Genomic DNA, 21,705 nt, shown 5'->3' with positions numbered 1-21,705 from the left:
CGACGCCACCCCCGAGCCCCACCTCTATCTGCAATGCCGGCAGGACAATACCGGGCGCTGAGCATTTCTCTTTACGGGAATTCAACACATGCGGCCCGATTCACTTTCCGGCACGGGAACGCAAAAGGGGAATTCATGCGTTAAGACGGTCAGGAGGTGTCACGTCACATGAGCGATGACAATCCCGTACTCGACGACGAATTCATTCAGGCGGCGACGGTCACCGAGCCGTCCGCCCGGAGCCGCATGCTGGCCGCCCGCTGGCGGCGGCAGGGGCGGGCGCCCGAGCCGCAGCCGTGGCGGGCGGACGAGCCGCCCGCCGGGTGGTTCTTCAGCCGCCCTCGCCGCTGGTGGCGGCGCCGCTGACCGGCCGCAGTGTCAGGATCAGGCCGCCCGGCGTGGCCGCCGGGCGCCGTCGGTCTTGCGGGGCTGGCGGGTGCGGTTGCCGCCGGCGGCGGTGTCGGACTGGGTTGTTTTGGTGCGGCGGCGCTGGGGCTGGGCGGACGCGGGGGACTTCTTGCGCGGGCTCCCGGTCGGCTTTGATTTGTCCGCTGCCGCCGGTTTGGCCTTGGGCTTCGATTGAGGCTTCGACTGAGGCTTCGACTGGGGCTTCGCCCGCGCCTTCGGCTTTCGCTGTGGCTGCGGCTGGGCCGGCTCCATCGTGACCGCCACGCCGGAGGGTTCCCGGGCTCCGGTGATACGGGCCAGTTCCGGGTCGCTCGACGTGACCCGGGCCGTCTGCGGCGTAATGCCCGCGTCCGACATCAGCCGCGCCATGTCGCGCTTCTCCTCCGGCAGCACCAGCGTGACCACGCTGCCGGACTCGCCGGCCCGGGCGGTGCGGCCGCCGCGGTGGAGGTAGTCCTTGTGGTCCTTCGGCGGGTCGACGTTCACCACCAGGTCGAGGGCGTCGACGTGAATGCCCCGGGCCGCGACATTGGTCGCGACCAGCACCGTCACCTGGCCGCTCTTGAACTGGTCGAGCGTCCGGTTGCGCTGCGGCTGGGAGCGGCCGCCGTGCAGCGGCGCGGCCCGTACGCCGCTGGCCAGCAGCCGCTTGGTGAAGCGGTCCACGGAGCGCTTCGTGTGCAGGAAGAGGATGACCCGCCCCTCGCGGGCCGCGATCCGGGTGGCCACCGCGCGCTTGTCGGTGGGGTCGGCCACGTAGAGCACGTGGTGGTCCATCGTCGTCACACTGGCGGCCGACGGGTCCACCGAGTGCGTCACCGGATCGGTCAGGAACTGCTTGACCAGCCGGTCGATATTGCGGTCCAGGGTGGCGGAGAACAGCAGCCGCTGACCGCCGGGACGCACCTGCTTGAGCAGCTTCGTCACCTGCGGCAGAAAGCCCATGTCGGCCATCTGGTCGGCCTCGTCCAGCACCGTGATGCCGACGTCGCCCAGTCGGCAGTCGCCCCGCTCGATGAGGTCGGCGAGCCGCCCCGGCGTGGCCACCAGCACCTCGGCGCCGCGGCGCAGCGCGGATGCCTGCTTGGTGATCGACAGGCCGCCGACGACCGTGGTCAGCTTCAGGTTCACGGCGGTCGCGTACGGCGTGAGGGCGTCGGTCACCTGCTGCGCCAGCTCGCGCGTCGGGACCAGCACGAGCGCGAGCGGAGCCCGCGGCTCCGCCCGCTTCCCCGCGGTGAGCGCGAGGACCGCAAGCCCGAAGGCGAGCGTCTTGCCGGAGCCGGTCCGGCCGCGGCCCAGGACATCGCGGCCGGCCAGCGCGTTCGGCAGTGTCGCGGCCTGGATCGGGAAGGGCTCCGTTACGCTCTGCGCCGCGAGCGCCTTCAGCAGCGCGGCGGGCAGGCCGAGGTCCGCGAAATTCTCGACGGGCGGCAGCGCGGGGGGCGTTGACTCGGGAACGGCGAAGTCGCCGCTCGCCGGCGCCGCTCCCCCGCCCTGCCCCGAGGGCTTCGCGGCACGCTTGCGCGGCGCCGATCCGCGGGAGCGCGTGGGGCGTTTGCGGGGAGTACGGCCCCCGCTGCCGGTGCTGGTCATGTACTGGAAGCCTTCCTGGGCCGGGTAGTCCACGGCGCAACGTCGAAGGCGACCTTCCACCGGTGGCCATGGTAAGCGGTGCCCTGCACACCGGCATCCCGGCACCCCTTCCGGCACAGGTCAGGGCTTACGGGCCACCGAGCCGTACGGCCCGCTTCGCGGTCGGTTCGTCCGCCTCGACGCCGCGTTCCGGCGCGGTGCGGGCGTGGGTGGCGTACAGGGTGAGCCCGACGAAGGCGAGGCCGCCGACGAGGTTGCCGACGACGGTGGGGATCTCGTTCCACAGCAGATAGTCGCCGATGGAGAAGCCGCCGCCGAGCATCAGGCCGGAGGGGAAGAGGAACATGTTGACGACCGAGTGCTCGAAGCCCATGTAGAAGAAGACGATGATGGGCATCCACATCGCGATGACCTTGCCGGACACGGACGAGGACATCATCGCGGCGACGACGCCGGTCGACACCATCCAATTGCACAGCACGCCGCGCAGGAAAAGGGTGAACATGCCCGCCGCGCCGTGCTCGGCGTAGCCCACCGTCCGGCTCTCCCCGATCTCGCCCAGCCGGCGGCCGACCTCGTCGGGGTCGACGGAGAAGCCGAAGGTGACGATGGCGGAGATCATCGCGGCGACCGTCAGCGCGCCGGCGAAGTTGCCGACGAAGACCCAGCCCCAATTGCGCAGCACGCTCCGCACGGTGACGCCGGGCCTGCGGTCGAGCCAGGCCAGCGGCACCAGGGTGAACACCCCGGTGAGCAGGTCGAATCCGAGCAGGTAGAGCAGGCAGAAGCCGACGGGGAACAGCAGCGCGCCGACGAGCGCGTTGCCGGTCTGCACGGTGATGGTGACGGCGAACGCGGCCGCCAGGGCGAGAATCGCGCCGGCCATGTAGGCGCGGATGACCGTGTCGCGCGTCGACATGGCGGCTTTGGACTCGCCCGCGTCGATCATCTTGCGGACGAACTCGGGCGGGCTGAGATAGGACACGAAGAGCTCCTCGAGCAGGGGCTGCGCGGGGGTACGGGTGGCAGCACGACGGTGCCGGGCCAAGGCACGAGGGTGCGGGCAGAAGGTGTCCGGGCAGTGACGACCTTGTTAGCGCGCCGACTCGAAAGCCTCACCGCCGCCGTCGGCCGGCTGGGAGGAGCCGCGTGGTCATCCGCGCGCAACACCGGCCGTGTCCCGGTGCAACATCCGGGCGATACACGTACCGGCATGGACTACATAGATCGAGCCGAGGCGACCCGCCGCATCCTGGCCGCCAAGGAGCGGGCCGGGCTCAGCTTCGAGGAACTCGCGCAGGTGGTGGGCGCGCACGAGGTGTGGGTCGCGTCCGCACTCCTCGGGCAGAACACCATGAGCAGCGAGCAGGCCGCCGCGGCCGGCAAGGCGCTGGCCCTGGACGAGGCGACGGTCGCCGCCCTCAGCCGCGACGCCGCCCGCGGCAGCCTGCCGGCCGCCGTGCCCACCGATCCGCTGATCTACCGCTTCCACGAGATCGTCCAGGTCTACGGGACGACCCTCAAGGCTGTCATCGAGGAGAAGTTCGGGTCGGGCATCATGTCCGCCATCGACTTCTCCATGGACATCGACCGCGTGGACGACCCGCGCGGCGACCGCGTCAAGGTCACCTTGAACGGCAAGTTCCTGCCGTATCGCACCTGGTGAATCCCCGGATTCACCGGGCGGGGTCCGCCGCGGGGAGGAAACCGGTGGCGGTGAAGTGATCCGCGCAGGCGTGGAATTGGGCGGCGTCGAAGGGCGGGCAGTCCAGGTCGGGCAGCAGGGCGCGGGTGGTGGCGGCGTCGTAGAGGTGGGTGCCTTCGGCGTCGGTTCCGGTGCGGAAGGTGGCGAGCAGCGCAAGACCGGTGGGCAGCTGCCGCTCCTCGATGCGGGCGGCCCAGGCCTCCGCGGGGCCGGCTTCGATGCGGTGGCCGCGAGCCCGTAGCCAGTCGACGGCGGTCCGCAGGTGCAGATGCCGCTCGCCGGCCAGGTGGAAGGTGCGGTTGGCCGCGGCCTGCTGCGTGGACAGCCGGACGATGGCGGCGGCCGTGTAGTCGACGGGGACCAGGTCGAAGGCGAGGCCGGCATCGGTGGGGGCGATGCCGGCTTCGACGCAGCTCTTCAGCAGCAGCCAGAAGAAGTCGCCTTCCTGGCAGATGCCGGTGGTGCTGTTGGCGCTGATGCGGGTGGGCCGGTAGACGGTGACCGGCAGGCCGCGTTCGCGGGCCTGGTTGATCAAGGCTTCGGCGGCCCACTTGGACTGGGCGTAGCCGTGCTGGAGTCCGTCCGGGGGCGGCAGCGGGGTGTCGGGGCCGATTCGGGTGATCCCCGGGGTGGGCGTCAGCACGCCGACCGTGGAGACGTGGTGCATCGGAACGGTGCGGTGGGCGGCCGCGAGGTGCAGGATCTCGGCGGTGCCGGTGACGTTGGCGGCCCTCAGCTGGGGGTACGCGTGGGCGAGGTTGACCGCCGCGCCGCAGTGGTAGACGGCGTCGACGTCCTGCGCGAGGCGGTGGAAACGCTCATCGGTGAGGCCGAGGCGGGGCGCGGCGAGGTCCGCGGGTAGGGCACGGATCCTGCCGGCCCACGAGGGCTGCCACAGGTCGTAGCGGCGCAGGGCGGCGACGATCCGGTCGTGGCCCTCCAGTTCAGTGGCGGCGCGCACCAGGCACGCCACGGTCGCCCGGGTGCCGGTGAGCAACTGCTGCAGCAGGTGGGCGCCGAGGAAGCCGGTGGCGCCGGTGAGCAGCAGAAGGCCCGGATCGGCGGGCATCGGTGCGACCTGCGCGGCGGGCTGGATGTGTGCTGGCAGTTGGGCGTCGGTGGCGAGGGTGGGAGCGTCGTCGTAGGTGGTGACGGCCAGTCGGGCGCTCAGGCCGGTGACGGTCGGGGCGGAGAACACGGCGTTCATCGGCAGCCGGATGCCGGTGGCGTCCTTCAGCGCCAGGACCAGCCGTACCGCGGTCAGGGAATCGCCGCCGGCGGCGAAGAAGTCGGCCTCCGGGGCGGCCGGCGCGGCGCCCAGGACGAGCTGCCAAGCGTCGACCACCGGCTGCTGTTGCGGCGTCCACGCGATGGAGGACGGCGAGGACTCGTTGCCCGCGGAATGCCCGGCGAGGGCCTTGCGATCCAGCTTGCCGCTGGGCGTGAGCGGGAAGCGGTCGTGCGCCACCAGCACCTGCGGCACCAGGTGCTCCGGGAGCCGTTCGGCGAGGGCGTCGCGGAGCGCGGCCGGATCCAGCCGGTCGCCTACGTAATGACCGGCCAGCCGCAGGCCACCGGTGGGTGCCGGGGCGGCGACCACGGCGGCGTCGGCGATGCCGGGCAGGCGGCGCAGTGCCGCCTCGGTCTCGGCGGGCTCCACCCGGAAACCGCGGATCTTCACCTGGCTGTCGGCCCGGCCGAGGAATTCGAGCGTGCCGTCGGGCAGGAAGCGGCCCAGGTCGCCGCTGCGGTAGAGCCGGTTTCGGTACGGGCCGGTGATGCCGCGGAACTTGTGCGCGCTCTTCTCGGGCCGGCGGTGGTAGCCCTCGGCGACGACCCCGCCGGCGATGCAGATCTCGCCGGGGAGGCCGGGCGGCATCGGGTTCAGATGGCGGTCGAGTACGTACACGCGGGCGCCGTCGACGACGCGGCCGATCGGCGGCCGTTCGGGCCAGGTGGCCGGGTCGCCGGTCAGCCGGTGGGCGGTGACCACGTGGGTCTCCGACGGGCCGTACTGGTTCTCGAGCACCGCGCCAGTACCGGCGAAGAAGGCGCGGATGGCAGGGGTGATGTGCAGCTGCTCGCCCGCGGTGATCACCTCCGGCACGGGGCAGGTCTTTCGGGCGGCGGTCGCGTACTCGGCGAGCTGCTGCAGGGCGACGAACGGCAGGAACAGCCGCTCCACACGCTGGCTGGTCAGCAGGTCCAGCAGCCGCTCGGGGTCCCTGCGCTCCTCCTCCCCTGCCAGCACGAGGGTGCCGCCGGCGGCGAGGGTGGCGAACAGCTCCTGGAAGGCGACGTCGAAGCTGAGCGGCGCGAACTGCAACGTGCGGGCGGCGCCGGAGCGTTGCTGCTGCCAGGCCGTCAGCGAGGCCAGGGAACGGTGCGGCATCGGCACGCCCTTGGGGGTGCCGGTGGAGCCCGAGGTGTAGATCAGGTACAGCAGGTCGTCGCCGGCCGTCTCCGGCGGGGTGAAGTCGCCTGCGGGCGGCGGGGGCAGCTCGTCGAGAGCCACCACCGTGACCGCGTCCGAGGCGGCGAAGCGGTCGGCCAGGCCGCTGTGCGTGAGCACCATGGAGGCATCGCTGTCGGCGAGCATGAAGTCGGCGCGGGCGGCCGGGTAGCCGGGGTCGATCGGCACCACGCAGCCGCCGGCCTTGGCCACGGCGAGTACGGCGACGGGCATCTCGGGCGAGCGGGTCACGCTCACCGCGACCCGGTCGCCGGGCCGTATCCCGGTCGCGGCCAGATGGGCGGCAAGGGCGTCGGAGGCGGTGTCCAGCTCCTGATACGTCATCGCCCGGGTGCCATCGGTGACGGCGATGGTGTCGGGGGTGCTGCGCGCCCGGCGGGTGACGGCCTGGTGCACCAGCGGCGGTTCAGCGGCGTGGTCCGGGCCGCGCGCCCAGCCACGTACCAGCCGCCGGTCCGCCTCGGACACGGTCTCCAGGTCGCTGAGCGGCCACCGCGGGTGGGCGACGGCATCGGCGAGCAGGGTGGTGAAGCCGGTGGCGATACGGTCCGCGTCGGCGGCCTCGTACAGGTCGGTGGCGTACTCCAGCAGCCCGAGATAGCCGCCGTCGCCGTCGGGGACGAGGTGGAGGAACAGGTCGAACTTGGCGGTGCCGTTGTGCAGATGCAGCCGCTCGGCCTCGATGCCGGGCAGGTCCAGGCCGGGCGCGGCGGCGTCGTCGACGGTCAACACGATCTGGAACAGCGGGAAGCGGGCCAGCGTGCGGTCCGTATCGAGCTCATTGACCAGGTGGCCGAAGGGTATGTCGCGGCAGGCGATGGCCTCCCACAGACTCTGCTGGGTGGCGGTGACGTGCTCGGCGAAGGGCGCGGCGGGCGGCAGTTGATGCCGTAGCGGCAGGACGTCGGTGAGGCAGGCGATCACGGGCTCGAGCTCGGGCTCATCGCGGCGCGAGATGGGGGTGCCGATGACCACGTCGTCCTGCCCGGACCAGCGGGCGACGAGACCGCTGAGTGCGGTGGCGAACACGCTGAACGGGGTGGTGCGCAGGTCGCGGGCCAGCCGCCGGGCCTGTTCGGCGAGCTGTGCGCTGATGCGAAAGCGGGTCTGGCCGCCGCGATGGCTGAGCGCCTCCGGGCGCGGACGCGGCGCGGGGATGGCGGACTCGCGTGGCGCACCGTCCAGCACCTCGCGCCAGTGGGCGAGCAGCTCCTCCAGCTCGGCCGCAGGGCGGCGGCGCTGGGCGGCGGCGTAGCCGGTGAAGGTCGTCGGCAGCTCAGGCAGTTGGGGCGGGCGGCCTGCCACCGCGGCCCGGTAGCGCTCGCTGAATTCCAGGTCGAGCAGGCGGAAGCACCAGCCGTCGACCACGGCGTGGTGCAGCCGTACGACCAGGACGGCCTCGGCGGGTCCGGTGTGCAGCAAGGTGGCCTGGAGCAGCGGCGGTTCGTTGAGCGGCAGCGGCCGGCCGACGGCCTCGCGGAGGGCGGCGTCGAGCTCGTCGGCGGTCACGGACTGCTTGTCCACGCGGACCGGCATCGGCGGCAGCACCTGCTGCACCGGCTCGCCGTCGGCCATCGCCAGGCGGCTGCGCAGCGTGGCGTGCCGGGCCACGATGCCGGTCAGCGCCTCCTCGACGGCCAGGTGGTCGACGGGTCCTGACAGCCAGTGGTTCCAGGACTCGACGTAGCGCGAGGCGCCGTCCTGCAGCTGGTCGTTGAGCCAGATCGATTCCTGCTCGTACGACATGGGGTGGTTCACGACGTGCTCCTGGCCGGGGTTGCGCGGAGAAGGGCGAGCAGTGCCGCGTGGTCGACCTTGCCGTTGGCCGTCGTCGGCAGTGCGGGCAGTGGATGCAGCACGGCCGGCACCCAGGGGCGGGGCAGCTGCTGCTGCAGGTGCCCGCGCAGCGCGGCCGGCGTGCTTTCGGCGGCGGTGGCGGCGGCGGTGTAGAACAGCGCGAGACGATCAGGGGCCCCGCCCGGGCCCGGGACCGGCACCGCGGCGCAGTGCCGTACGCCGGGGGCGGTGCGGGCGACCGCCTCGATGCCGGCCGGCTCCACCCGGTGGCCGGCTATCTTCACCTGGCGGTCGGTGCGGCCGCGGAAGTGCCAGACGCCGTCGGCGTCGACCTCGGCGCGATCTCCCGTACGGTAGGCGCGCTCGGCTCCTGCGGCGGTGGCCAGGGTAGTGAACCGGGCCGCGTTCTCGGCCGGGTTGTTCAGATAGCCGGTGGCCAGCCCGGCGCCGGTCAAGTAGATCTCGCCGTCGGCCAGATGGACCCCGGTGCCCGGCACCGGGCTGCCGATGGGGATGCCGGCCGGGTTGTCGCAGTCGGCCGGGCGGATGCGGTGGGTGGTGGCGAAGCCGCAGCTCTCCACCGGTCCGTAGCCGTTGAAGAGCGCGATGCCGGGGTGCCGGTCGAGGAAGCTGCGCACGTGGCCGGGCGAGAGCACCTCGCCGCCGGTGTAGACGGTCTCCAGGCCGGTGAATGCGTCGAGGTCCTCATCCACGAACAGGTTGAACAGCGCCGACGTGAGCCACAGGGTGCGCGCCCCCGCCTCATCGATCAGCTCGCGCAGCTCATCCGGCAGCAGGCCGCCTCCGCCGGCGATGGCGCAGGTGCCGCCGGTGATCAGCGGCCCCCACACCTCCAGGGTGAAGGCGTCCCAGCCGACCGGGGCCGCCTGGACCATGGTGCGGCCCGGCCCGTAACCAGGCAGCGGGGCGGGGACGAACAGCCGCATGGCGGCGCGATGCGGGGAAGCCACCGCCTTGGGGGCGCCGGTGGTGCCGGAGGTGAAGAACACGGCGGCGACGGCGTGTTCGTCGACGTCGGCTTCGATCGGCTGCGAGGCGCCCGCGGCCGTCTCGGCCAAGGGCTCCTCGGGCGGGCACCATACGGCGGCGGCGTGCTCGGCCAGCGGCCGGCCGATGCCCACGCGGGCGCCGAGCTGCTCGACGCTGCGGCGCAGCTGTCCGGCGGGCCGGGCGACGTCCAGGGTGGCATAGCCGGCGCCGCACTTGAGCACGGCGAGCAGCGCGACGATCAGGCGGGCGCCGCGCGGCAGCGCCACCGGCACCAGGTCACCGGCCCTGACCCCGGCGGCGGCCAGGTCGGCGGCGTAGGCGTCGGCGGCGCGGTCAAGGGTGTCGTACGACACCCGCAGCGGGCCGTCGATCACGGCGCAGCTGTCCGGGTGCAGCCGGGCCTGGCGCGTCACCGCGTGGTGGATCAGGCGGGGCACCGCCGCCGCGTCAGGACGCATGCCGCAGTTCCGCGACGGCGGCCGCGAACTCGCCGATGTTCTCGCTGTTGAACAACGCCTCCGGGGATATCCGCACCCCCGCCTCCTTCCGGATGCGGGTGCAGATCCGGATGGCCTGCAGCGAGGTGCCGCCGAGATCGTAGAAATTGTCCTCGGCGGCTACGGGTCTGCCGACCACGGCGGAGACAATGTCCTCGATCATCGGCTGGGCTCCTTCGGCGAATGGGCGGCGGCGGGGACGGGCGCGGCAGGTGCCACGCCCGTCCCATGAGTCCCTCTCATCCTCGGCCATGGGCTCAGCCCGTTCGAACGGGGTCCGGATATCCGGCTCTCGACGTCAGCTCAGGTCGGCGTGGACCAGGCTGTGGTCGGAGTAAGTGTCGTGGACGCCCACGCCGCGCGGGGTGTAGCGCCCGCGGTCGAGGAAGACGTAGTCGAACTTCTTCCGGACCCCGGGATGGGTGGCCTGGCATCCGCCGCTCCCGGGCGGCTCGCAGGCCGGGTCGGCGTCGCGGAAGCCGTTCCACAGCGGCGTCAGCTCCGGCGCGTCCGGGGTGGCGTTGAGGTCGCCGAGCACGATGGCGCCCGGGTGTTGGCGGGCCCGGTCGGCCAGGAAGCGGACCTGTTCGGCGCGGACCGCGGCCTGTGCGGCCTCGGCGAGGTGGGTGGTGAAGACGCGGACCTGGCGGCCGGCGACGCTGGTGGTGACGGCGACGTAGCCGCGGGGCTCGCTGCCGCCGCGAGGATACTTCTGCACCACCGGGCTGGAAATCGGCGCGGCGGAGAGCACCGCGTTGCCGAAGTTCCCCGGGTCCCACGGGGTGCCGCCGCAGCGGCCGAGGTGCTCGACCACGCTGCCGTGCTGGAGGTGGTAGCGCAGGCCGTACCCGCTGCGCAGGATGTCGCGCACCCGGGCGGACTGCCGTACGCAGATCTCCTGGAGGCCGATGACCTGCGGGCGGTATGTCGCGATCTCGGCGGCTATGACCTCGGCCTTCGTCAGCTGGTCGCACGGGTTGCAGACGTTGAACGTGGCCACGCGGTTTGCGAATGCAGCGCGTTGTGGCGCTTTACCCGCCGCCGCCCGGACGCCGTCACCCACGTCGGCGCGGGCCGGCCGGTCCGCCGTTCCCTCGGCCTCCTGCTGCCCGCTCTGCGGCAGCAGGATCGCGGCCGGCACCACCGCCGCCAGTGCGAGCAGGGACGCGGCGCCCGTGTTGCGTTTCCCCCGAATCATGCCCATTTCCCTTCTCTATCGGCTGGTTCCAGGCACACTCCCCCTCTCGTACGGTTCTCGATTGCAATCTGTTCAGCCGAAGCGAAGAATGCGCGGCGCGAAGGTGCCCTCGGGGCCGGCCGCGCGGCCGACCGACCACACGGTCGACGTGCCCGGCACCGGCGCCAGCCGCAGCGTCTGGGAGTCGCCCTCGCCTGCCACCGCCGGTTCGCTGTGCTCGGTGAAGGTCTGGCCGTTCCAGGCGAGGAAGTCAGGTCCGGGGACGAGCGGCGGGTAGCTGCCCGGCGGGCCCCACTTCTGCGAGCGGGCCACGGCGACCCAGCCCAGTTCTCCTGACGTGGTGGGCGTCAGTGCGGTGACACCGCCGAAGTCGGTCGGCATGGTCACCTTGCTCCACGCCTGCCCGTCCCAGCGGGCCAGCAGCGGCGGAATCGGCCGCCCCACCGGACCGCCGACGAATCCGGCCGTGCCGCCCGCCCACACCTCGGTCGGCGAGACCGCCAGCACGCTGCCCACGGCCGAGCGCGGGAACCCGTCCACGAGCGTCTGCTGCCACTCCTTGCCGTTCCAATGGGACACGGCGGCGCCGTTGTACTCGCCCGCGGCCCACACGTCGTCGGCGGCCAGGATGTGCAGCCCGTACACGGCTCCCGGTGGCGCCGGCACATCCTGCCAGCCGCGCCCGTCCCTGCGCAGCAGGGCCTGCGCGCCGTCGCGCGTGCCGATCAGCCAGGTCTCCCCGCCGCCGGCGACGACCTTGGTCAGCGCGACGCCGCGCGGCGCCCGGCTCTCCGACCAGGCGGTCCCGTCGTGGCGGAGCAGCCGGGTGGCGCCCGCCGTGTCGCGGCCGACGGCCCAGACGGAGCTCGGTGAAGCGGCGGCGACGGACAGCAGCTCGCCCTGCCAGCCGGTCCCGGGCAGGCCCTGGCGCTGCCACGCTGTGCCGTCCCAGCGCAGCACCAGCGGGAAGCCGGGCGCCGAGCGGCCGACGGCGTCGGTGCCCACCGCCCACGCCCGGTCGGGGCCGAGCGCCACGGCCTCGTTCAGCCCGGCCTGCGGGCGCACCGAGGACGGGACCGGAACGTGTTCCCAGGACTGGGTGTCCGCCACGGCCGAGGCCATGAGGGTCACGAGGGTCGTGGCGGCGGCGAGGGCCGCGACGCAGAATCGGCGCACCATGGTCAGCCTCCCAGCCGCTCGCTCATCAGATTCGGCTTCGAGCCGTAGATCTCGACGGTTCCGAAGGACAGCAGCGAGGATCCGGCCCGCGCCAGCACATCCGGGCTCACCTCGATCGCGTTCGTGCGCTCGGGGCCGTAGGAATACGAGACGCGGCGGCCGTCGATCCGCGCGTACTTGGACTGGAAGGCGCGGTCGCTGATCAGCGGCAGCCACAGCGCGCCGTCCGGGCCGCGGGCCATGTTCTCGGTGTAGGCGTTGTCCGGCAGCACGGGGTAGGTGGTGCGCCAGGTGCGCCCGTCCCCGGTCATCACAAACGTGCGGTACCCGGCCCCGTCGCCCAGGGAGTGCCGGCCGCTGATGGTGACCCGGCCGCCCGGTTCGAGGAGCATCTGGTGCACGCTGCTGCTCGGCGGCAGCGGCACCTTCGCGTCGCGCCACGCCTTGCCGTTCCAGTGCAGGACGATGTCCCCGCCGCCGGTGGCGCTGTTCGCCCAGGCCCAGGCGTCAGTGGCGGTACGGGCGGTGATCCCCATCAGGGACAGCACCCCGTCCGGGACGGCCTGGTCGGTCCAGCCGGAACCGTCGTAATGCAGCAGCTTCATCCCGGTGCTGTCCTCGCCGGTCACCCAGGCGGCGCCCGGCACCGCGGTGAACCCCTGGTACCACCACAGTTCTTGGGGCACCGGGATGGTGCTCCACGATCCGCCCGCCGACCGGCGCAGAATCTCCGCGGGTCCTTCGAGGCCGCGGAGAATCCACACCTCGTCGCCGACGAACTGCACCGTGCCGAGATAGCCGCGCCCGTCGGCGCCGGGGAAGGTGGTGTCCCGGCTCCACGCCGCGCCGTCCCCGCGGTACAGGAGCGGCCGCCGCCCCTCGGCGGTCGGCTCGGACCCGGTCGCCCACGCCTCCCCCGCCCCGCGGGCGGCGAGATCGCTCACCCACGCGTCCGGTGCCGCCGGCGGGACCGGCAGCGCGGACCAGCTCGGCGCCACGGCGGCGGTGGCCGGCTGCGCGGCCGGGCACACCACCGCCGTACACGCGATCACTAGGCTGACGACGAGCGCACGGAGACCGTTCACGAGACCCCCCAGGCCGCGAAGGTCGCTCAGCCTATTGGCATGCACCCGGCATGAACATACGTCATACGCTGCATCAGTTGTGTCGCGAATCTGACGTAGCGTCAGGCATTTTTACGGGCCACGCCGCCGTACATCGCGATGTGCGAGTCGGGCACCTGCTCGCTCATCCCGTCCGGCCGCCAGTGGTGCACCAGGCTGACGCCCGGCTCGATCAGCTCGAGGCCGGCGAAGAACCGCTCGGCCTCCGCCCGGTCGCGGATCTGCAGCGGGATGCCGCGCTCGTTGTACTCCCGGCCCACCCCGGCGACCCGCTCCGGGTCGGTGTCCCCGGTGAAGACGGTGAGCGCCAGGAAGCTGCCCGGCGCCAGCTCGCGCAGCAGGCGCGCGACGAGGCCCTGCGGGTCGTCCTTGTCGAGGATGAAGTGGACGACGGCGATGACCGAGAGCACCACCGGCTGCTTGAGGTCGAGGACCTTGTGCAGCTTCGGGTCGTTCAGGATCGCCTCGGGGTCGCGCATGTCCGCCTGGATGTAGCCGGTCCTGCCCTCGGGGCTGCTCTGCAGCAGCGCGCGGGCGTGGGCGAGCACGATGGGGTCGTTGTCGACGTAGACCACCCGCGATTCGGGGGCGACCTCCTGGGCGACCTCGTGCAGGTTCGGCGGGGTCGGGATGCCGGTGCCGATGTCGAGGAACTGGCGCATTCCGTACTGCGCGGCGAGGGTGCGCGTCACCCGGTGCATGAAGATCCGGGTCTGCTTCATCGAGGTCGGCAGGCTCGGCCAGGCGGCGGCCGAGGCGTCACCCGCGGCGCGGTCGGCGGCGTAGTTGTCCTTGCCGCCGAGGAGGTAGTCGTACACCCGCGCGGAGTGCGGCACATCCACCCGGAGATCTACGTGCCCCGTGTCGTCCGGTCTGTCCGTCATCCAGCTCTCACGCCCTCAACTCTGCCGGTTAGGCTGCATGTTAGACGCGATCTCCACGCGGAGGAGGAGCAGGTGTTCGGACGGGGCACGCGGTGGCTCACCGGAGCCGTGATCGTGGGCTGCCTGATGCTCCTCGGCCCCAGTGCGCCGAGCTGTTCCCCCACCAATACGGCACAGCCCGTCGAGCCCGCCCGGGACGTCGTAGCGAACCGGGTCATGACCTGGAACATCTGCAATCCCTGCGGCAGTGAGCAGAACGCCGGCCGGGCGGCGGACATCGCCAAGTACGCGCCGCAGGTCATCGGACTGCAGGAGGCGTGCCAGCGCGATGTCGAGCGGATCCGGGAGTATCTGGAGCACCGGCACGGGCTGGTCTACCACGTCGAGTACGGGATGGTGCTCCGGAAGATGGGCCGCTGCGGCGGCACCCCGTGGAGCCCCGGGGCGTACGGCAATGCGATCCTCTCGGCCGCGCCGATGACGGACCGGACGAACACGGAATACCCCGACGGCGGCTCCGAGGACCGGGGGTACCTGGCGGTCACCACCAAGGTGGACGGCCGCTCCGTCCGGGTCTTCAACACCCACCTCGCCGAGCGGAGCCAGGAACCGGTCAGGGCCGACCAGACCCGCCGCTTCGCCGCGGTCTTCGCCCGGCACAAGCGCGCGATCGCCATCGGCGACTTCAACGCCGTCCCCGACTCCCCCGAGATCGCCCCGATGTGGAAAGTGGCCACGGACGCCGACCCGCAGTGCAGGCCCCCGTCCGACGCCGCCTGCGAGGTGACGACCGACTGGCACCTCAAGTTCGACTACATCTTCTCCCGCGGCGCCATCGAGCCGCAGAAGCAACGCGTGCACACCAGCGCGCACTCGGACCACAACCTGGTGCGCGCCGAGCTGAACCTGACCTGACCTCGTCCTACCGTCGCAGTATGGACACCGCGCATCAGGACATCAGGCCCTTCGAGATCGACATCCCGCAGGCCGAGCTCGACGACCTGACCCAGCGGCTGGTACTCACCCGCTGGCCCGATCAGCTGCCCGGGACCGGCTGGGACTACGGCGTCGCCCGGCCGTATCTGCAGAACCTCGTCGGCCACTGGGCGAGCGGCTACGACTGGCGCGCCCAGGAGGCCCGCCTGAACGCCCTGCCGCAGTACACGACCACCGTCGACGGCCAGCACCTGCACTTCGTGCACGCGCCCTCGCCCGAGCCGGACGCCACCCCGCTGCTGCTCCTGCACGGCTGGCCCAGCACCATCGCCGACTTCGCCGGCGTCATCGGCCCGCTCACCGACCCGGCGGCCCATGGCGGCGACCCGGCCGACGCCTTCCACGTCGTGGCCCCGTCGCTGCCCGGCTTCGCCTTCTCAGGCCCCACCACCGCGCCCGGCTGGGGCCCGGCCCGCATCGCCCGGGCCTGCACCGAGCTGATGGCCCGGCTCGGCTACGGCCGCTACGGCGCCCAGGGCGGCGACTTCGGCTCGATCATCGCCGCCGAGGTCGGCCGCGCCGCACCCGAGCGCGTCCTCGGCGTGCACCTCAACGCCCTGGCCAACGCGGCCTTCGCGGGCGATCCCGGCCAGCTGGCGAACCTCACCGAGGCCGAGCGGGTCCAGGCGGAGGAGAACGAGCTGTGGTGGTACGGCCACAACGGCTACGCCACCCAGATGAGCACCCGCCCGCAGACCCTCGCCTACGCCCTGACCGACTCCCCGGCCGGGCAGCTGGCCTGGAACCTGGAGTGGTACGTCGACCACGACCCCACGACCACCGCGCAGACCCCCGTCGACCGCGACACGGTGCTGACCAACACCACCATCCTGTGGCTGACCAACACCGCCGGCTCCGCTGCCCGCCTCTACCTGGAGACCGGCAGCGAAAGCTGGGGCGTCCCGGCCACCGTCTCCGGCGTGCCCACCGCCGTCGTCAACTTCCGCGGCGACCGCGCCATCCGCGGCCTGGCCGCCGGCGCCCACCGCATCACCCGGTGGACCGACATCGACGCGGGCGGCCACTTCGCCGCGCTGCAGGCGCCGGCCGAACTCGTCGCCGATCTGCGCGCCTTCTTCCGGACGGCGGGCTGAACCCACACGGGCCGGCCGCGCGTGCCCTGCGTGTCTTGCCAGGGTCCGCTTCTTGCATGACCATGACACGCATGGCTCAGCAGCCCGCCACCCCACCCCGCAGATCCGTACTGGCCGCGGCCGCCGTGACGGCCGCGGCCGGCGCCACCTTCGCCGGCGGCGCCGGCACGGCCTCCGCCCAGGAGTCCGCCGGCCTTCCGCCCACCGCGCAGCGCCCGGGCCGGGAACTGCGCGCGCTGCTCAAGGAGATCGACCCCGGCCGGATCGAGGCGATCGTCCGCCGCCTCGCCGCCTTCGGCACCCGGCACACCCTGTCCACGCAGGACGACCCGAAGCGCGGCATCGGCGCCGCCCGCGACTGGATCCATGCCGAGCTGAAGCGGTATGCGGCGGCCTCCGGCGGCCGCATGACCGTGGAGCTCCAGTCGTACATCCAGGAGCCCGTCCCACGCGTCCCGGAGCCCACCCGGATCACCAACGTCGTGGCCACCCTGCGCGGTTCGGCCGACCCCGATCGCGTGTACGTGGTCTCCGGGCACTACGACTCCCGGGTCACCGACGTCATGAACGCCACCGCCGACTCCCCCGGCGCCGACGACGACGCCTCGGGTGTCGCGGTGGCCATGGAGCTGGCGCGGGTGATGGCCACCCGCCGCCCGGCCGCGACCATCGTCTTCGCGGCGGTCGCGGGCGAGGAGCAGGGGCTGCTCGGGGCGGCTCACATGGCGGAGCGGTTCAAGGCCGCGGGCACGAACGTGCAGGGCATGTTCACCGACGACATCGTCGGCAGCTCAACCGCCGACGACGGCACCCGCGACCCGTATACGGTCCGGCTCTTCGCGGAGGGCGTGCCCACCTCGGAGACGCCGGAGGAGGCCAATACCCGCCGCTCAGTCGGCGGCGAGAACGACTCGCCGTCGCGGCAGCTGGCCCGTTTCGTACGCGATGTGGCGGTCAATGACGCGACCGGCATGGACGTACGGGTGATCTACCGCCGCGACCGCTATCTGCGCGGCGGCGACCACATCCCCTTCCTCGAACGCGGCTATCCCGCCGCCCGCTTCACCGAGCCGGCCGAGGATTACGCGCACCAGCACCAGGACGTGCGGGTCGAGGACGGCAAGCAGTACGGCGATCTGCCGGAGTTCTGCGACTTCGGCTACATCGCGCGGGTGGCGCGGGTCAACGGCGCGGCGCTGTGGACGCTCGCGCAGGCGCCGGGGACGCCGCGCAATGCCAAGATCCTGACCAGCTCCCTGACGAACGACACGGAGCTGGTCTGGGACCGCGGCACGGAGCCGGACCTGGCGGGCTACGAGGTGGTGTGGCGGGAGACCACCGCGCCGGAGTGGACCCACGTGATCAAGGTGGGCGATGCGACCCGGCACACCGTGGACCTGTCCAAGGACAACGTCTTCTTCGGCGTCCGCGCCGTGAACCGGGCCGGCAACCGGAGCCCGGTCGCCTTCCCGGCTCCGCAGCGCTGATCCTGCCTGCCTCAGGTGCGGGTCCAGCGCTGGTTGCTGCCGTTCGAGCAGGTGTAGAGCTGGATCCGGGTGCCGTTGGACGTGCCGGCGGCATCGAGGCAGCGGCCGGACTGGACGCCGGTGATGGATCCGTCGGAGTTGAGGCGCCACTTCTGGTTGTCGCCGCCCCAGCAGCCGTAGATCTGGACTCTGGCGCCGTCGGCGGTGCCGCCGGCGTCCAGGCACTTGTTGCCGTAGACCCGGAGCTCACCGGCGGCGGTCAGGGCCCATTGCTGGTTGGTGCCGCTGTGGCAATCCCAGAGCTGGACCTGGGTGCCGTCGGCGGTACTGGCGTTGGGCACGTCCAGGCAGCGGCCCGAACCGACGCCCTTGATCTGCCCGGAATCCCCGGGGGGCGTGGTGGAGCCGCCGTTGAGCGCGTTGAGGACGGCGGTGTAGGCGGGCTTCTTGCTGCCGTCGGAGTTGAACAGCAGCGGCGTGTGCTCCGGCCGCCAGGAGTCGCTGTCGCGCACACCCCAGACGGTGATGCCGAGGCAGCGCGCGACGGCCAGGCAGTCGTTGGTCACGGCGGCGTAGGTCGTGGGCGAGGCGCCCTGGATGTCGAGTTCGGTGATGGCCACGTCGACGCCGAGCGCGGCGAAGTTCTGCAGCGTGGTGCGGAAGTTGCTGTCGTACGGGCTGCCGCTGTTGAAGTGCGCCTGGAAGCCGACACAGTCGATCGGCACGCCGCGCTGCTTGAAGTCCTTGACCATGTTGTACATGGCCTGGGTCTTCGCCCAGGTCCAGTTCTCCACGTTGTAGTCGTTGTAGCAGAGCTTGGCGGCCGGGTCGGCGGCGCGCGCGGTGCGGAAGGCGACCTCGATCCAGTCGTTGCCGGTGCGCTGCAGGTTGGAGTCGCGCCGGGCTCCCGAACTGCCGTCGGCGAAGGCCTCGTTCACGACGTCCCACTGGGCGATCTTGCCCTTGTAGTGGCCCATCACGCCATTGATGTGGTTGATCATCGCCTGGCGCAGATCGCTGCCGCTGAGGCTCTGCATCCAGCCGGGCTGCTGGGAGTGCCAGGCCAGGGTGTGGCCGCGCACCTGCTTGCCGTTCTGCACCGCCCAGTTGTAGACGCGGTCAGCGGCGGTGAAGTTGAACTGGCCCCGCTGCGGCTCAGTGGCGTCGATCTTCATCTCGTTCTCGGCCGTCACCGAGTTGAACTCGCGGTTCGCGATCGTCGTGTACGCCGAGTCGCCCAGCCTGCCCGAGGCGATGGCGGCGCCGAAATAGCGGCCGCTCTGCGCCGCCGCGGCGCCGAGCGTGCTCTCGGCGGCGTGCGCGGCGGGCGGCGCGACCAGTGCGGTGGCCGCACTGAGGACGCCGAGGATCAGCGCGAGCAGCAGAGCGCGGATCTTCCGGTGGACAACGGGTCTGGATAAGGCAGCTGAGCCCATGACTGTGCCTCCACGTGTGTTCGACATCTCGAACCAAGGCCGGATTCCCAGACGGATGATTGAGCGGTTGACGGTGACTCGTCAACACCTCCCGTAGAAAAACTTTCTGCTCTTCGCCGAAACTTCCGGAGGGGCTATTTACGGCCAGACCGGCTGACGACCTTGACCAACGACGGCCGCGTTCCTAGGTTGAGATCCCAGAGAGTCCGGAAGTTTCTCGTAACTTTTTCAGGCCTAGAATCGGTGCCATGGCGACGAGGCTGGTGCAGATTGCGATGAAGGCCGGGGACGACTCCGTGCTCGGCCGGTTCTGGGCGGATGCCCTTGGCTGGGGCACGGAGGTCGAGGTGCCCGGCGTCGTGACCAACGTGCTGCCCGAGGGCGTTCCGTATCCCGATCCGAGCACGCTCTTCATCGACGTGATGCGCGTGCCGGAACCCAAGACCGTGAAGAATCGCCTGCACATCGACCTGGCCACCACCTCCGCCACCCATCAGGCGGAGCTGGTCGCGCGGCTGAAGGACCTCGGCGCGACGGACGCCGACGTGGGTCAGGGCGACGACGTGTCGTGGACGGTCCTCGCCGACCCCGCGGGCAATGAGTTCTGCGTGCTCGCGCCGCACCCGGTCTACGAGGGCACCGGGCCGATCGCCGCGGTGGTGGTCGACTGCGCGGACCCGCGGGCCATGGCCCGGTTCTGGGGCGAGGCGATGGACTGGACCGTGCACAAGGCGACCGAGGACGTCGCGGCGCTGCGCTCCGCCAAGGGGGTCGGCCCGTATCTCGAGTTCATCCGCACGCCCGACGTGAAGACCGGCTGGAACCGCCTTCATCTCGACCTCAGCCCGTACCCGGGCGACGACCAGGCGGCGGAGGTGGCCCGGCTGCGGGCGCTCGGCGCGACGGACGCCGACGTGGGCCAGGGCGACGACGTCCCGTGGAAGGTCCTCGCCGACCCCGAGGGCAACGAGTTCTGCGTTCTCACCCCGCGCTGACCTGACGACGAGAGGCGACTGACATGGCGCTGGTGCTGGTGACCGGGGCGGCCGTCGGGCTCGGAGGGGACGCGGCGTGCGCGCTGGCAGGGGTCGGGCACGATGTGGTGGTCCACGTCCGTAACCGTGGCCGCCTTGATCGCGCGGATGGTGCGGGGCGGTGGAAGGGCATCGTGACCGGGGATCTGGCCCAGGTCGAGGAGATCCACGATGTCGCCCGGCAGGCGGAGGCGTTCGGCCGCTTCGACGCCGTCATTCACAACGCCGGCGTGATGCACGGCTCCGATGTGGCCACGGTCAACGTCGTCGCGCCGTACCTGCTGACGGCCCTGATGGCCAAGCCGGGCAAGCTGATCTATCTGAGCAGCTCCATGCATCGCTCCGGCTCCACCGAGCTGCGCCGGCTGGCTACGGGCGGTGTCTCCTACTCCGACAGCAAGTTGTGGGTCACCGCGCTCGCGATGGCCTGCGCATCGCGGTGGGACGGGACGTCGAGCCACGCGGTCGATCCCGGGTGGGTGCCCACGCGGATGGGCGGCGCCGGCGCGCCGGACGACTTGGTCGCCGGGCACCGGACCCAGGTGTGGCTCGCCACCGAGCCCGAGGTGGTCCCGGCCGACGGGGGCTACTGGTACCACCGGAAGACGCAGACGCCGCATCCGGCGACGCTGGACGCGGACTTCCGGACACGCCTCGTCGAGAGCCTGGCGAACCATACGGGCGTCCCGCTCGGTTGACCGCGGGCCGCGATGGCGGGGCTTACCGAAGTGTGACGGCAAGGCGCGGTCCCGGGACTGCCGCGGGCCGCGGATCTACGGTCGTGGCATGCGCATTCTCGTTACCGGATCCTCCGGGTTCATCGGCTCGCAGATCGTCGACGCACTGGAGGCCGGCGGGCATGAGCCGGTGGGCTTCGATGCCGCCGAGGGCCAGGACATCCGCGACCGCGCCGCGCTCGACGCCGCACTCAAGGGCGTCGACGCCGTCTGCCACCAGGCCGCAAAGGTCGGTCTCGGCAAGGACTTCGCGGATGCCCCCGACTACACCGCGGTGAACGGCCTTGGCACAGCCGAACTGCTCGCCGCGATGGCCGCGGCGGGGGTGCGGCGGCTGGTGCTGGCCGGGTCGATGGTGGTGTACGGGGAGGGCCGTTACGTGTGCGGCGCGCACGGGGACGTACGGCCGGGGCCGCGGAGCAGCGCCGATCTGGAGGCGGGGAACTTCGAGCCGCGGTGCCCGTCATGCGGGGAGCCGCTGGCGCCAGAACTGGTCGGGGAGGACGCCCCCGCGGACCCGCGCAACGTCTACGCGATCACCAAGCTCACCCAGGAACAACTGGCCGCCGTATGGGCCCGCGCCACCGGCGGCACCGCCGTCTCGCTGCGCTATCACAACGTCTACGGCCCCGGCCTCCCCCGCGACACCCCCTACGCGGGCGTGGCGGCCCTCTTCCTCTCCGCGCTCCTCCGCGGCGAGGCGCCGCGGGTCTTCGAGGACGGCGGACAGCGCCGGGACTTCGTGCACGTACGCGACGTGGCCGCCGCCAATGCCGTGGCGCTGCGGGCGGTGGGCGCCGATGCGCTGGAGCCGGGCACGCTCACCGCGTACAACACGGGCAGCGGCACCGTCCGCACCGTCGGCGACATGGCCGGGGCCCTGGCGACGGCGTGCGGCGGACCGCGGCCGGTGGTCACCGGCGAGTACCGCCTCGGCGACGTACGGCACATCACCGCCGACTCGCGACGGCTGCGGGACGAGCTGGGCTGGCGCGCGGAGGTGGACTTCGCGGCGGGGATGGCGGAGTTGGCGAAGCACGCGAGCTGAG

The 21,705-nt window shown here is 72.0% G+C and carries 18 protein-coding genes; 8 read left to right on the top strand and 10 right to left on the bottom strand.

Features of this window, described 5'->3' with window-relative positions:
- Positions 1-168 precede the first annotated feature (168 nt).
- Positions 169-366, top strand: a complete 198-nt coding sequence (locus G5C51_RS16835) for an SGM_3592 family protein (RefSeq protein ID WP_165238088.1) — start codon at positions 169-171, stop codon at positions 364-366.
- An 18-nt stretch (positions 367-384) separates the two neighbouring features.
- On the opposite strand, the gene G5C51_RS16830 is transcribed toward G5C51_RS16835, so the two are convergent.
- Both G5C51_RS16830 and G5C51_RS16825 read right to left on the bottom strand, forming a co-directional pair.
- Positions 385-2,004 (bottom strand): DEAD/DEAH box helicase, encoded by a 1,620-nt coding sequence (locus G5C51_RS16830; protein ID WP_165238086.1) that lies wholly within the window; start codon positions 2,002-2,004, stop codon positions 385-387.
- Positions 2,005-2,131: 127 nt separating this feature from the next.
- A complete protein-coding gene (locus tag G5C51_RS16825; RefSeq protein ID WP_165238084.1) occupies positions 2,132-2,989 on the bottom strand; it encodes a formate/nitrite transporter family protein in 858 nt (285 codons plus the stop codon).
- Between the two features lie 228 nt (positions 2,990-3,217).
- Between G5C51_RS16825 and cynS the strand changes: the two genes are divergently transcribed.
- Positions 3,218-3,670: a cyanase gene (gene cynS / locus G5C51_RS16820; protein ID WP_165238083.1), complete on the top strand. Its 453-nt coding sequence runs from the start codon at positions 3,218-3,220 to the stop codon at positions 3,668-3,670.
- A gap of 10 nt (positions 3,671-3,680) precedes the next feature.
- Here the strand turns inward: cynS and G5C51_RS16815 are convergent, their stop codons facing one another.
- The 7 genes from G5C51_RS16815 to G5C51_RS16785 form a co-directional block, all read right to left on the bottom strand.
- Entirely contained in the window at positions 3,681-7,940 is a 4,260-nt protein-coding gene (locus tag G5C51_RS16815) for a non-ribosomal peptide synthetase (RefSeq protein ID WP_165238081.1), read from the bottom strand.
- Positions 7,937-9,448: an AMP-binding protein gene (locus tag G5C51_RS16810; RefSeq protein WP_165238079.1), complete on the bottom strand. Its 1,512-nt coding sequence runs from the start codon at positions 9,446-9,448 to the stop codon at positions 7,937-7,939. Before G5C51_RS16810 ends, G5C51_RS16815 begins: the two co-directional genes overlap by 4 nt.
- A complete protein-coding gene (locus G5C51_RS16805; RefSeq protein WP_165238077.1) occupies positions 9,438-9,650 on the bottom strand; it encodes an acyl carrier protein in 213 nt (70 codons plus the stop codon). The genes G5C51_RS16810 and G5C51_RS16805 overlap by 11 nt, the downstream gene beginning before the upstream one ends.
- 135 nt (positions 9,651-9,785) lie before the next feature.
- Positions 9,786-10,685 carry an endonuclease/exonuclease/phosphatase family protein gene (locus G5C51_RS16800; RefSeq protein ID WP_165238075.1) on the bottom strand — a complete coding sequence of 300 codons (900 nt, stop codon included), beginning with the start codon at positions 10,683-10,685 and terminating at the stop codon, positions 9,786-9,788.
- Between the two features lie 72 nt (positions 10,686-10,757).
- Entirely contained in the window at positions 10,758-11,864 is a 1,107-nt protein-coding gene (locus tag G5C51_RS16795) for a beta propeller repeat protein (RefSeq protein WP_165238073.1), read from the bottom strand.
- 2 nt (positions 11,865-11,866) lie between these two features.
- Positions 11,867-12,949, bottom strand: coding sequence for a hypothetical protein (locus G5C51_RS16790; RefSeq protein WP_165238071.1), 1,083 nt, complete (start codon positions 12,947-12,949; stop codon positions 11,867-11,869).
- Between the two features lie 101 nt (positions 12,950-13,050).
- Positions 13,051-13,872, bottom strand: coding sequence for an SAM-dependent methyltransferase (locus tag G5C51_RS16785; RefSeq protein ID WP_165238069.1), 822 nt, complete (start codon positions 13,870-13,872; stop codon positions 13,051-13,053).
- A gap of 72 nt (positions 13,873-13,944) precedes the next feature.
- On the opposite strand from G5C51_RS16785, the gene G5C51_RS16780 reads away from it, so the two are divergent.
- The 3 genes from G5C51_RS16780 (at position 13,945) to G5C51_RS16770 (ending at position 17,449) form a co-directional block, all read left to right on the top strand.
- A complete protein-coding gene (locus G5C51_RS16780) occupies positions 13,945-14,787 on the top strand; it encodes an endonuclease/exonuclease/phosphatase family protein (protein WP_338118177.1) in 843 nt (280 codons plus the stop codon).
- 20 nt (positions 14,788-14,807) lie between these two features.
- Positions 14,808-15,962: an epoxide hydrolase family protein gene (locus G5C51_RS16775; RefSeq protein WP_206313945.1), complete on the top strand. Its 1,155-nt coding sequence runs from the start codon at positions 14,808-14,810 to the stop codon at positions 15,960-15,962.
- Between the two features lie 71 nt (positions 15,963-16,033).
- On the top strand, positions 16,034-17,449 hold the full coding sequence (locus tag G5C51_RS16770) for a M20/M25/M40 family metallo-hydrolase (RefSeq protein ID WP_165238067.1): 1,416 nt from the start codon (positions 16,034-16,036) through the stop codon (positions 17,447-17,449).
- 11 nt (positions 17,450-17,460) lie between these two features.
- Here the strand turns inward: G5C51_RS16770 and G5C51_RS16765 are convergent, their stop codons facing one another.
- A complete protein-coding gene (locus tag G5C51_RS16765; RefSeq protein WP_165238065.1) occupies positions 17,461-18,885 on the bottom strand; it encodes an endo-1,4-beta-xylanase in 1,425 nt (474 codons plus the stop codon).
- Between the two features lie 248 nt (positions 18,886-19,133).
- Between G5C51_RS16765 and G5C51_RS16760 the strand changes: the two genes are divergently transcribed.
- From G5C51_RS16760 to G5C51_RS16750, 3 genes are all read left to right on the top strand, one after another.
- Positions 19,134-19,880, top strand: a complete 747-nt coding sequence (locus G5C51_RS16760) for a VOC family protein (protein WP_165238063.1) — start codon at positions 19,134-19,136, stop codon at positions 19,878-19,880.
- 23 nt (positions 19,881-19,903) lie between these two features.
- The gene (locus tag G5C51_RS16755) at positions 19,904-20,617 is read left to right on the top strand and encodes an SDR family NAD(P)-dependent oxidoreductase (protein WP_165238061.1); all 714 of its coding nucleotides are present in this window, start codon (positions 19,904-19,906) and stop codon (positions 20,615-20,617) included.
- Positions 20,618-20,705: 88 nt separating this feature from the next.
- Positions 20,706-21,704 carry an NAD-dependent epimerase/dehydratase family protein gene (locus tag G5C51_RS16750; RefSeq protein WP_165238059.1) on the top strand — a complete coding sequence of 333 codons (999 nt, stop codon included), beginning with the start codon at positions 20,706-20,708 and terminating at the stop codon, positions 21,702-21,704.
- The last annotated feature ends 1 nt before the right edge of the window (position 21,705 follow it).

The sequence above is a fragment of the Streptomyces coryli genome (assembly GCF_011044975.1).
In the GTDB taxonomy this organism is placed as follows: domain Bacteria; phylum Actinomycetota; class Actinomycetes; order Streptomycetales; family Streptomycetaceae; genus Streptomyces; species Streptomyces coryli.
This window is presented reverse-complemented; position numbering and strand designations above follow the sequence as displayed.